Annotated in this window: 9 protein-coding genes; all 9 read left to right on the top strand. The window is 74.5% G+C overall.

Annotated elements, in window-relative coordinates; translation table 11 throughout:
• Positions 1 to 14 precede the first annotated feature (14 nt).
• Positions 15 to 2,798 carry a BTAD domain-containing putative transcriptional regulator gene (locus AB7J25_RS08595; protein ID WP_428506884.1) on the top strand — a complete coding sequence of 928 codons (2,784 nt, stop codon included), beginning with the start codon at positions 15 to 17 and terminating at the stop codon, positions 2,796 to 2,798.
• 18 nt (positions 2,799 to 2,816) lie between these two features.
• The gene (locus AB7J25_RS08590) at positions 2,817 to 4,244 is read left to right on the top strand and encodes an MFS transporter (protein WP_428506882.1); all 1,428 of its coding nucleotides are present in this window, start codon (positions 2,817 to 2,819) and stop codon (positions 4,242 to 4,244) included.
• A 163-nt stretch (positions 4,245 to 4,407) separates the two neighbouring features.
• Positions 4,408 to 5,655: an MFS transporter gene (locus tag AB7J25_RS08585; protein ID WP_428506880.1), complete on the top strand. Its 1,248-nt coding sequence runs from the start codon at positions 4,408 to 4,410 to the stop codon at positions 5,653 to 5,655.
• A gap of 17 nt (positions 5,656 to 5,672) precedes the next feature.
• Positions 5,673 to 7,322, top strand: coding sequence for a (2,3-dihydroxybenzoyl)adenylate synthase (locus tag AB7J25_RS08580; RefSeq protein ID WP_428506878.1), 1,650 nt, complete (start codon positions 5,673 to 5,675; stop codon positions 7,320 to 7,322).
• Positions 7,319 to 8,917 (top strand): FAD-dependent monooxygenase, encoded by a 1,599-nt coding sequence (locus tag AB7J25_RS08575; RefSeq protein WP_428506876.1) that lies wholly within the window; start codon positions 7,319 to 7,321, stop codon positions 8,915 to 8,917. The genes AB7J25_RS08580 and AB7J25_RS08575 overlap by 4 nt, the downstream gene beginning before the upstream one ends.
• Positions 8,914 to 9,546, top strand: a complete 633-nt coding sequence (locus AB7J25_RS08570) for a VOC family protein (RefSeq protein ID WP_428506874.1) — start codon at positions 8,914 to 8,916, stop codon at positions 9,544 to 9,546. The genes AB7J25_RS08575 and AB7J25_RS08570 overlap by 4 nt, the downstream gene beginning before the upstream one ends.
• Entirely contained in the window at positions 9,543 to 9,800 is a 258-nt protein-coding gene (locus AB7J25_RS08565) for a hypothetical protein (protein WP_428506872.1), read from the top strand. The genes AB7J25_RS08570 and AB7J25_RS08565 overlap by 4 nt, the downstream gene beginning before the upstream one ends.
• On the top strand, positions 9,797 to 10,552 hold the full coding sequence (locus AB7J25_RS08560) for a maleate cis-trans isomerase family protein (protein WP_428506870.1): 756 nt from the start codon (positions 9,797 to 9,799) through the stop codon (positions 10,550 to 10,552). Before AB7J25_RS08565 ends, AB7J25_RS08560 begins: the two co-directional genes overlap by 4 nt.
• Positions 10,552 to 11,772, top strand: coding sequence for an alpha/beta hydrolase (locus tag AB7J25_RS08555; RefSeq protein WP_428506868.1), 1,221 nt, complete (start codon positions 10,552 to 10,554; stop codon positions 11,770 to 11,772). Before AB7J25_RS08560 ends, AB7J25_RS08555 begins: the two co-directional genes overlap by 1 nt.
• The last annotated feature ends 50 nt before the right edge of the window (positions 11,773 to 11,822 follow it).

Genomic DNA, 11,822 nt, shown 5'->3' with positions numbered 1-11,822 from the left:
TCTAGGGTCGAGGCATGCGCGTGCTCGACCTGGGGCCGCCGCGCGTCGTGGTGGACGGTGTCGAGCGCGCCTGCGCGGGGGCGAAGCAGACGTCGATCCTCGCGCTGCTCGCGATGCGGGCCGGGGAACGCGTGCCGCTGGACGAGATCGTCGTCGCCGCATGGGGCTACGACGCCACGGCGACGTCGTCCAGCGTGGAGAACCACATGTGGCGGCTGCGACGGCTGCTCGAACCCGGACGTCGCGCCGGCGGCTCGTGTCTGGTGAACGACCAGGGCGGCTACCGGCTCATGGTGCCGCGCGACGCGGTGGACTCGCGCCGGTTCGAGCGCATCGCCGCCGAGGCCGGCGAGGTGGGCGACCCCACCGCGGCGGTGCGGCTCGCCGACGAGGCGCTCGCCCTGTGGCGCGGCCCGCCCTACGAGGCGATCGCCCACGTCACGGCGACGGAGGCCGCCACGGCCCGCCTCGGTGAGCTGCGTGGCCAGCTGGTGGAGCGGCGGCTGGAGGCGTTGCTGCAGGTCGGGGACGTTGCGCGGGTGCTCGTCGACGTGGAGCCGCTGCTCGCGGCGTTCCCGTTCCGCGAGCGGCTGTGGGCGGCGCGGATGTCGGCGCTGGCCCGCGCCGGCCGTACCGAGGAGGCGCTCGCGACGTTCCGGCGGGTGCGGGCCCTGCTGCGCGACGAGCTCGGCCTCGAACCGGGCGCCGAGCTGCAGGAGCTCCACCGGACCGTGATCGCGCAGGACACGCCCGCCCTCGCGCGCGGCGAGGTGCACCTTCCCGGACGGGGCGGGCGGCTGATCGGGCGCGACCGCGAGCGGCACGAGCTGGGGACCCTGGTCGGCACCCGGCGGCTCACGACCGTCACCGGCGCGGGCGGCTGCGGCAAGACCCGCCTGGCCGTCGAGGTGGCGCGGGAGCGGGCGGACGGCTTCCCGGACGGCGTGTGGTTCGTCGACCTCACCGAGGCGGGCGCGCCGGAACAGGTCGCCGATCTCGCCGTCTCCCGGCTCGGGCTGCGCGCGGACCGCTCGGGTACCCGGACCGCGCTCCGCTCGTCCCTGCGCGGGCAACGGCTCCTGCTGGTGCTGGACAACTGCGAACACGTCCTCGACGGTGCTGCGGCACTCGCCGAGGACGTGCTGGTCGACGGTGCCCGCGCCACCGTGCTCGCGACGAGCCGCGAACCGCTCGACGTCGACGGCGAGACGGTGTGGCCACTCGCCCCGCTGTCGCTGCGGCCCGGCCCGGACGGCCGCTCGCCCGCCGCTGAGCTGTTCCACGCCAGGGCGGGTGGCGGCGACCTGCCGCTGGTCGAGCGCATCTGCACCGGGGTGGACGGCCTGCCGCTGGCCGTCGAGCTGGCGGCGGCGCGGGCCCGCTCGTTCAGTCTCGGCGAGATCGTCGAGCAGGTCGAGCGGGACCCGGGTGGGCTCGGGCGGGTGGGCCGCGGGCCGTCGGACCACCGGCGGACGGTGCGGTCGGCCGTCGAGTGGAGCCACCGCCTCCTCGAGCCCGACGAGCGGCTGGTCCACCGCCGCCTCGCGGTGCTGCCGGGGCCGTTCCGGCTGCCCGAGGCGAGTGCGGTGGTCGGTCCGGACGTCGACGTGGCCGAGGTGCCGACCGTGCTCGCCCGGCTCGTCCACCGATCCCTGCTGGTGGCGACCAGGCGTGCCGGGCAGCCCACCCAGTTCCGCCAGCTCGCGACGGTGCGCGCGCACGCCCGCCACCACCTGGACGCGACGGGGGAGCGGGAGGCGACGGTCGCCCGGCGCGACCGCTGGGTGAGCGGGCTGCTCGCGCGCCGCCCGCGGCTGGGCCGCCCCGAGGAAGCGGCCTGGTTCGACACCGTCGAGCAGGCCTACCCGACCGTTCGCGCGGCGCTGGAGCAGGTGCTCGCCGGGCCGCCGGACCCGGAGCGGGTCCGGCAGGGCGCCACGCTCGCCTGGTTCTGGTACTACCGCAGCCGCGTCCACGAGGGTGAGCGCTGGCTGGCCCGGGCCGTCGACCAGGTCGGGGACGGGCCGGCCACCGCGATCGCCCGTCTCGCGCTCGCCACCCTGCGGATGATCGAGGGCCGCCTCGACGACGGCCGGGCCGTCCTCGCCGGGGCTCTCGCCGACGTGGACGCCGTGCCCGGCGAGCACCGCGCCCAGCTCGTCGAGGCGATGGTCGGCGCGGCGGGCGGGGCCTGGACCCAGCGGGCGTTCGACCTGGTCGGCACCGTGTGCGACCGGCTGCCGGAGACGGACGACCCCGATCTCGAGGTGGTCACCGCGGCGATCCGGTGTGTCCCCGCGCTCGCGGACACCGCCGCCCTCGACGAGCTCGCCGCCCGCACCGTGCTCGTCCACGACCGGGCGGTGGCCTGCGACAACAGCTGCGCCCGCTGGATGACCTGCGGCGTGCTCAACATCCTCGCCCTCTTCACACGCGACGCGGACGCGGGCCTGCTGTGGTGCCCCAGGCTGATGGAGGCGAGCTTCCCGTCCGGCACCGGCGGCGCGGCCGTCTACGTCGCGAGCCTTGGGGACTACCTCGTCATGCGCGGCGACCTGGTGGAGGCCGTGCGCCTCTTCTCCTGGGCGCACACCCGTGCCCGGCGGACCGGCATGCCGTGGCCGCCGCGGCCCACCACCCAGGAGTTCCTCGACGCCGCCGCGGCCGGGCTCACCGCGGACGAGCACGCGCGGGCCTGGGCGGAGGGTGCCAGGCTCCGCCTGGACGACGTCATGGACCGGTATCCCGCGCGTGGGAGCGGCGTGAGAGCGCCCCGCGGCACCGTCGTCCCGACGTAGCAGGGAGGAGGGGTCGCCGTGCAGGAGACCCGGGGCAGCTGGCTGGTGCTGGTCGCCATGACCGGCTCGCTGTCGATGATCATGCTCGATCAGACGGTGGTGAGCGTCGCCCTTCCCGCGATGAGCGACGAGCTGCCGCTCTCGCCGACCGGCCAGCAGTGGGTGATCAACGCCTACGTCCTCGCGACGGCCGCCCTCGTCGCGCTCGGCGGCAAGCTCGGGGACCGGTTCGGCGGGGTCACGACGTTCCGGATCGGCGTCACCGTCTTCTTCCTGGCCTCACTCGGGTGCGGGATGGCGCCGAACGGGCCGTGGGGCGAGACGTGGATCATCGCAGCGCGCGTGCTGCAGGGAGCGGGTGGGGCACTGATGATGCCCGCGTCCGCGGCGATCGTCACCAACACCTTCCCGGTGTCGTCCCGCGGTCGCGCGATGGCCGTCTACGCCGGGATCAGCCAGGTGTTCCTCGCCGTGGGGCCACTGGTCGGCGGGGTGCTCACCGAGACGGTGTCGTGGCGTGCGGTGTTCTACCTCAACGTGCCCGTCGGCATCGCCGCGCTCGTGCTCGTCCACGTGGCCAAGCCGGACAACACCCGTTCCCGGGACGCCGGGATCGACATGAGATCGGTCCTGATGCTGGTCACCGGCATGGCCGCCACGGTGCTCGGCGTGCAGCAGGCGTCCCGCTGGGGATGGGCGTCGCCCGCGACGCTGCTCTGCCTCGGCGGTGGCATCGCGCTGACGGCGGTCTTCGTGCTGATCCAGCTGCGGGCGCAGCGCCCGCTCGTCGACGTGCGGCTCTTCGCGCGTCCGGCGTTCTCCGGCAACGCCGTCGTCCTGGGCCTCGTGCAGTTCGGGCTGCTGGCCGTGGTGCTCTACGGATCGCTCTACCTGCAGGACGTCCTCGGTCTCTCCCCGATGGCCGCGGGCCTGGGGGTGTTGCCGCTGATCCTGCCGGTCACGGTGGCCGCCCAGCTCGGCGGCCGCTGGTACGACCGGGCGGGTGTACGCGCGCCGGTGCTCACCGGCCTCGGGTTCGCGACCGTCGGGGTCGCCGCATGGGCCGCCGCGCTGCCGTTCCTCGGCTACGCGCTTCAGGTGCCGGGAATGCTGCTCACCGGGTTCGGCATCGGGCTCGTGATGTCCCCGGCGAACACGGACGCGCTGGGCCGGGTCTCGCGGCGCGAGCGCAGCCAGGCGTCCGGGCTGGTGCAGACCGTCCGGCAGGTCGGCGGCACGCTCGGCGTGGCCGTGATCGGCGCGGTGGTGCTCGGCCTCGCGCACGAGGGCACCGGTGCTGCGTCCCAGGAGGCCGCGAACGCGATCACCGTCGGGTTCGTGCTGGGCGCGGTGGTCTTCGCCGTCGCGCTGGTCGTGGGTGTCCGGCTGCTGCCGCGCACCCGGGTCACCGACGAGGACGCGTCACAGGCCATGCCGCTCGCGTGACCCTCAGCGCACCCGGTCGGCCACTGCTCCGATGCTGCAGGAGCCCCTCTGTGACGGGGGCTAACAGTGATGTCGAACTATTGACAGTAATGTCCGAGCGCGCTTAGCCTCATTCCCACGCCCCACCCGTCTCGGGGACGTCGGACCCAGCAAGGAGGCTCGGATGACGCATGCCCACACCCGCCCGGTAAGCCCCCGCAGCGCGGCCGTCGCGGTCGCGATCTGCTTCGGGGCGATCGTGTTCGACGGCTACGACCTGATCGTCTACGGATCCGTCGTGCCGGCCCTGCTCGCGCACGAGGCGTGGGGGCTGACCCCGGCCGAGGCCGGCGCGATCGGTGGCTACGCGCTGCTCGGCATGTTCGTCGGCGCGATCGCGTCCGGCACGCTCACCGACCGCTTCGGCCGCCGCACGCTGTTCATCGCGTCGCTCGTGTGGTTCTCGGTGATGATGCTGGCGGCGGCCCTCGCGCCGAGTCCCGCGCTGCTCGGGCTCTTCCGCTTCCTCGGCGGCCTCGGCTTCGGCGGCATCCCGCCGACGGCGATCGCGCTGGTCATGGAGGTCGCCCCGGCCGCGCGCCGGCACATCGTCAACGGCCTCATGCTCTGCGGTTTCCCGATCGGCGGCGTCCTCGCCGCGCTGCTCGCCCTCGTCCTGCTCGAACCGGCCGGGTTCCGCGTCCTGTTCGCGATCGGCGCGCTGCCGCTCGTGACCCTGGTGCCGCTCGCCCTGCTGTACCTGCCCGAGTCGCCGAGCTTCGTCCGGGCCGACCGCAATCCCGGCCAGATCCGCAGGCTGCTCACCGGGCGCGCCGCGATCGCGACGGCGCTGTTCGTCGTGGCCAACTTCTGCGGCTTCCTGCTCGTCTTCGGCCTCAACACCTGGCTGCCCCAGCTCATGCGCGGCGCGGGCTACGAGCTCGGCTCGGCCCTCGCCTTCCTGCTCGTGCTCAACCTCGGCGCGGTCGTCGGCGGCCTGTCCGGCTCGGCGCTCGCGGACCGTTTCGGCAGCCGGTGGATCGCGACCGGCCTGTTCGCCCTGGCGGTCGCCTCGCTCGGGCTGCTGGCCTTGCCGCTGCCGTCCGCCGTGCTCTTCCTGCTCGTCTTCGTCGCGGGCGCCGCCACCACGGGCAACCAGATCGTGATCTACGGCTACGTCGCCGCCCACTACCCGGTGGCGATCCGGGGCACCGCGCTCGGGCTGAGCAGCGGGATCGGGCGCCTCGGTGCCGTCACCGGGCCGGTGCTGGGTGGGGTGCTGATGTCCGCAGGTGTCGGGCTCGGCGGCAACGTCGGGGTGTTCGCGGCCGTCGCCGTCGTCGGCGCGTTCGCCTGTGCCCTCGTCCCACGACCCGCCGCGACCGCCGCGACCACCGCCGCCGCGTCCGCCGGCACCCCCGCACACGCCTGACCGGCAGGAGATCCGTCATGACCACCGACACCGCGACCGCGCCGACGTTCGCGCCCGCGCTGGCGCAGCGCTACCTCCGCGACGGCCTCTGGCGCCGCGAGCCGCTCGGCGAGGCCCTGCGCCGGGCCGCCGCCCACCGGTCGGAGCGGCTCGCCCTGGTGACGCCCGAGGTCCGCTGGACCTACCGCGAGCTGGACGAGCGCACCGACGCCGTCGCCGCCGGCCTGCTCGCAGCGACCCCGCTGCGGCCCGGGGACCGGATGATGTTCCAGTCGGGCAACGTCGCCGAGACCGTCGTCGCCTACTACGGCGCGGTCAAGGCGGGCATCGTCCCGGTCTGCACGTTGCCCCAGCACGGCGAGCGTGAGATCGGGCAGCTCGCCGCCCATACCGGAGCTCGCGCGCACCTGGTGCAGGCCGACTTCCGCAGCCGCGACCTCGTCGCGAGCGCGCAGCGCCTCGCCGCCACCGTGCCGGGCCTGGACACCCTGATCGTCGCCCGTGGGGACGGCGCCCTCACCCTTGAAGGGCTCGCCGCGACCGGCGCGACGGTGCCCGCCCCGGAGATCGACCCCGACGGCGTCGTCGCCTTCCAGCTCTCCGGCGGCACCACGGGCCTGCCGAAGGTGGCCCCGCGCCGCCACCCCGAGTACGCCTACAACGCCCGGGTGTGGGCGCAGGCCCTGCGGCTCGACGAGTCGAGCGTCGTCCTGCACCCGCTGCCGATCATGCACAACGCCGGCGTCGTCGCGGCCCTGCAGCCGGCGCACCTGACGGGTGCCACGTTCGTCCTGCCCACGAGCGCCGATCCCGGCGAGGTGCTGGAGCTGATCGCCCGCGAACGCGTGACGGCGATGCCGGTGGTGCCCCCCGCCGTGGCGATCCGGCTGCTGGAGCACCCCGCCGCGCGCTCGACGGACCTGACGAGCCTCACCCGCTTCGTGATCGGCGGCCAGCGCCCGTCGGAGGAGCTGCTGGAACGCCTGGAGGCCGAGCTCGGCATCGCGGCGCTGCAGATGTTCGGGATGGCCGAGGGGATGTTCCTCTACACCCCGCCGGACGCCCCGCTGTGGGTGCGCCGCGGCACGGTCGGCACGCCGATCTCGCCCGCGGACGAGGTGCGCGTACTGGAGATCGGCGGCGAGGACGAGGTGCCCGACGGCCAGATCGGCGAGCTCGCCTGCCGCGGGCCGTACACGATCCCCGGCTACCACCGGGCGGCCGCCCACAACGCGACGGCGTTCACCGCCGACGGCTTCTACCGCACCGGCGATCTCGTCACCCGCCACGTGGTGGACGGCGTCGACTACTACGCCATCGACGGGCGCATCAAGGACGTCATCAACCGGGGCGCGGAGAAGATCCACGCCGAGGAGGTCGAGGAGCTGCTCGTGCGCCACCCCGCGGTGCTCGCGGCGGCGCTCGTCGGGATGCCCGACCCCGTGCTGGGCGAGCGGATCTGCGCCTACGTGACCGTCGACGCCGAGGCGGACGGCACACCGACGCTGCCCGAGATCACCGCGTTCCTGCTGGAGCAGGGGCTCGCGCGGTTCAAGCTCCCGGAGCGCCTTGAGGTCGTCGAAGCGTTCCCGCTGACCAACGTCGGCAAGGTCTCGAAGAAGGACCTCCGCGCCGACATCGCCCGCAAGATCGAGGAGGCGTCATGAGGATCGACAGCGTCGCCGTACTGGGCGGGGGTCCGGGCGGGCTCTACGCCGCGCGGCTGTTCAAGCGGTCCTTTCCGCAGGCCACCGTCACCGTCCACGAGCAGAGCACGCCCGAGGCGACGTTCGGCTTCGGCGTGGCGGTCGCGTCGCGCACGCAGCGCAACCTGGAGGCCGCCGACCCCGCGACCCTGGCCGACATGCTCGCGGCGGGCCGCGGGCACGACGCGCGGATGGTCGTGGGCGGCGCGCAGTCGCGGGTGCACAACGGCGCCCTCATCGGCATCGGGCGCGCCGCGCTGCTGGAGATCCTGGCCCGCCACGCCGCCGACGCCGGCGTCGAGATCCGCTACGGCACGCGGACGGCACTCGCGGACCTCGACGCGGACCTCGTGATCGTCGCCGACGGCGTGAGCAGCCAGACCCGCACGGAGCACGCGGCGGACTTCGGCGCGCACGTCGAGGTCGCGGGCGGGCTCTACCTGTGGGCGGGCACCGACGTCGCGCTCGACACGGCGATCTTCGCGCCGGTGACGACGGCGCACGGCACGTTCGTCACCCACGCCTACCCCTACTCGCCGGACCGCAGCACCTTCCTCGTCGAGACCGACGAGGCCACCTGGCGGGCGGCGGGCTTCGACGCCACCACCGAGGCGACGGCATGGGACGCCTCCGACACCACCTCGCTGGACTACCTCGCCGAGGCGTTCGCCGATCACCTCGGCGGGCGGCGCCTCATCGGCAACCGCACCCGCTGGCTGCGGTTCCGCACCGTGCACTGCGACCGCTGGACCCGCGGGAACGCCGTGCTGCTCGGCGACGCGGCGCACACCGCCCACTACTCCGTCGGCTCCGGCACGAAACTCGCGATGGAGGACGCGATCGCGCTGCACGACGCCGTCCTCGCCGCGCCCGATCTCGACACGGCCTTCGCGGCCTACGAGCGGGAGCGCCGCCCGCAGGTGGCGCGGCTGCAGGAGCTCGCCCGCCGCAGCAGGCTGTGGTGGGACTCCTTCCCGCGCCGCACGCACCTGCCCGTCGACCAGCTGATGGTCGCCTACATGACCCGCACCGGAAACGTCTCGCTCCCGCGGTTCGCGGGCACCAACCCCGACGTCGTGCGCCGCGGGCTGGGCCACTACGCCGGGGTCGACGCCGCGGAGGTTCCCCTCGACGGGGTGGCGGACTGGGTGCTCTCCCGGCCGCTGGAGCACGGCGGGCGCCGGTGGGGCACCCGGCTGCTCACCACCGCCGACCAGCTCCCGGCCGGGCTCGCCCGCGTCGAGGTCGACCTCACCGATCCCTGGGGCGAGGCGGGCGACGCGTTGGTCAAGCGCCTGCACGAGCTCACCCTGCACGGCTGTCCGGGCTTCCGGCTCGGCGGCGCGGACGACCGGGGCAGCGTTCTCACCCGGCTCGACGTGGGGGAGCGGCTGCGCGCCGAGACCGGCGCCCTCGTCGTCGTCGACGGCCTGGCCACCAGCCTCGACGACCTCGCCTCCGGCCTCGCCTCCGGACGCACCGACCTCGTGTGCGTCACCGGCACCGACGCCGATATCGACGCCGACACCGACACCGACACAGGAGACCTGCGATGACCCCGAACGACCACCGGGCACGCGGCGTCGACCACGCCGCCTTCCCGACCTTCGACCCCGCCGCGACCGTTCGCTTCTACCGCGACGTGCTGCGCTTCCCGGTCGTCCACTCGATCTGCGCGGCCGGCTGGGGTCCGCAGGAGCACCCCGACTTCGTGCACTTCTTCTTCGACATCGGCGGCGGGGACCGCATCGCGTTCTTCTACTACTTCGGCCACGAGCCGGTGGGCGACCCGGCGGCCCCGGGCGACGCCTGGGCCCGGCTGCCCGAGGACACGCCGTGGTTCTTCGCGAACTCCCGCCACCTCGCGATCCACGTCGACACCGAGGAGGACCTGCTGGAGTACCGGCGCCGCCTCGACGCGAGCGAGTGGCCCTGCGAGATGCAGGTGATGCACGAGACGATCGAGTCGATCTACACCCACGACCCGAACGGCTACATGATCGAGCTGACGCGGGCGCTGCGGCCCGTCACGCCCCAGGAGGACCTGGACGCCGCGCTCACCGTGGACGCGCTGTGCGAGGTCGCGTCCGGACCCGCGCCGAGCCTGGAGAAGCTGCTCACCCGCAAGGCCGAGCTGATCGTCGAGCGGGCGGCGGCGTGGGAGACGGCGGTGACCGCGCCGTGACCGCGATCTTCATCCTCGACGTCCCGGAGAACGCCGGCGTCGCGGCGGTGGCCGAGCAGGACCCGCTGCTGCTGGTCGACAAGGTCGGCCCGTACTTCCGGATCGCGGGCGACCCCACGATCACCATCGACCGGCGCGCCACCGGCTGCCGGCACGCCGTCTGGTACTCGGCGATCGCGGGCCTGCAGGACGCGCGGATCGTCCAGCATGACAAGAACGCTCTGCGCATCGCGCCCCGGGAGGAGGACCAGTGAGCCATCACCGGATCGGGCTGGTGGTGCCCAGCTCGAACGTCACCGTCGAGACCGAGATGCCGGCGCTGCTGGGCCGCCACCGCGACGCCACGTTCTCCTTCCACGCGAGCCGGATGCGGATGCACACGGTCTCCCCGGAGGAGCTGCGGGCGATGAACGCGCAGCGGGAGCGCTGCGTCGACGAGATCGCGGACGCGGGGGTGGACGCCGTGCTCTACGCGTGCCTCGTCGCGCTGATGGCCCAGGGCCACCCCGAGCACGTCCTCGTCGAGGAGGCCGTCGCCGCCCAGCTCGCGGACCGGGGCACCGCCGCGCACGTGAGCACCAGCGCCGGGGCGCTCGTGCACGCGCTGCGCAGCCTGGACGCCCCGCGGGTCGCGCTCGTGATGCCCTACCTGCGGCCGGTGGCGGAGCTGGTCGTCGCCTACGTCGAGGCGGAGGGTTTCACCGTCACGGGCTGGCGGGCGCTGGAGGTCGCCGACAACGCGGAGGTCGGGTGCATCCCCGGCGACCGGGTCCGGGCCGCGGCCCGCTCGCTCGACCTCTCCGGCACCGACGCGCTGGTGCTCTCCTGCTGCGTGCAGATGCCCTCGCTCGGGCTGATCCAGCCCGCGGAGGAGGAGCTGGAGCTGCCCGTCCTCTCCGCGGCCACCGCGGGCGCCTACACGCTGTTGGAGTCACTGGACCTGCCCGCCGACCTGCCCGGTGCGGGCCGCCTGCTCGCCGGCGCCGCCCGGGCGGGGGTGCGGTGATGGCCGCCAACCCCGGGCTGAACGTGGACTGGCACCCCGCGGAACTGCCCGCCGGGACGGGCGTGCACCTGCAGACGGTCGTCACCGTCGACGGGAACGCGGCCAAGGGCACGCTCTACACCCCGGCGGGCGGGGCGCCCCAGGACACGACCGCCGTCGTGCTCATGCACCCGCGGGTCGACTTCTCCCGCCACTACCTGATCCCCGCGCTGGTCGGGGCCGGGCACGCCGTCTACGTCCAGCAGGCCCGCGACGCGGGCAACGACCTGCGGCTCGTGCACGAGCAGGCGCTGCTCGACCTCGGCGCGGGCCTGGAGTGGCTGCACGGCATCGGGTTTCGCCGCACCGTCGGGCTCGGCAACTCCGGCGGCGCGGGGCTGCTCACCTACTACGTCCAGCAGTCGCTGCGGGCACCGGAGCAGCGCATCGCACGCACCCCTGCCGGGCGGCCCAGCCAGTTGGACCGGGCCGTCCTCCCGGCGCTGGACGCGCTGGCCTACCTCGCCCCGCATCCCGGGCAGGGGGCGCTGCTGGCCGCGTGCATCGACCCGTCGGTGACCGACGAGGACGACCCGTTCTCCGTCGACCCGGCGCTGGACCCCTTTGCCCCGGAGAACGGCTACCGGCCCGCGCCCGAGAGCTCGTCCTACGCGCCGGCGTTCGTGGCGCGCTACCGCGCGGCGCAGCGGCAGCGGGTGGCGCGCATCGACGAGACGGCCCGGGCCCACGTCGCCGAGGCGCTCGCGGCTCGCCGCGCCGTGAAGGCGGGCGGCACCGCTGCCGACCGCCGCCGCGCGGGCTCCGCCCGGCTGATCACGGTGTGGCGCACCGACGCCGACCTGCGCGCGATGGACCAGGATCTCGACAAGTCCGACCGCGGCTACGGCTCGGTGTACGGGCGGCCCGAGATCACGAACGTCGGCATCGTCGGGTTCGGCAGGCTCACCACGCCGGACGCCTGGCTGTCCACCTGGTCGGCGCTGTCGTCGCACGCGACGATCGCGAAGGCGGGCCCCGAGATGGTGCTGCCCACGCTCGTGATCACCTACACCGCGGACAACTGCGTGTTCCCCGGCGACGTCGACGGCATCGTCGGTGCGCTCGGTACCTCGGGCGTGCGCGTGGAAGGGCTCGCCGCCGACCACTACGGACGTCCCGTCGCCGGGGGCGCCCGGGACGCCGCGGCTGCCGTGCTCGACCCGTGGCTGCGGGAGCTCTGACGCCGCCGACGACACCGCCCGCCGGACCGTCGGGCACGATGGACCGGTCC

This window comes from Pseudonocardia sp., assembly GCF_050246655.1.
Taxonomy (GTDB): domain Bacteria; phylum Actinomycetota; class Actinomycetes; order Mycobacteriales; family Pseudonocardiaceae; genus Pseudonocardia.
This window is presented reverse-complemented; position numbering and strand designations above follow the sequence as displayed.

Bases quoted from the DNA above. Each gene is read 5' to 3' on its own strand.
- AB7J25_RS08575 (WP_428506876.1), top strand. From the start codon at position 7,319: ATGAGGATCGACAGCGTCGCCGTACTGGGCGGGGGTCCGGGCGGGCTC.
- AB7J25_RS08570 (WP_428506874.1), top strand. From the start codon at position 8,914: ATGACCCCGAACGACCACCGGGCACGCGGCGTCGACCACGCCGCCTTC.
- AB7J25_RS08555 (WP_428506868.1), top strand. From the start codon at position 10,552: ATGGCCGCCAACCCCGGGCTGAACGTGGACTGGCACCCCGCGGAACTG.
- AB7J25_RS08595 (WP_428506884.1), top strand. From the start codon at position 15: ATGCGCGTGCTCGACCTGGGGCCGCCGCGCGTCGTGGTGGACGGTGTC.
- AB7J25_RS08585 (WP_428506880.1), top strand. From the start codon at position 4,408: ATGACGCATGCCCACACCCGCCCGGTAAGCCCCCGCAGCGCGGCCGTC.
- AB7J25_RS08580 (WP_428506878.1), top strand. From the start codon at position 5,673: ATGACCACCGACACCGCGACCGCGCCGACGTTCGCGCCCGCGCTGGCG.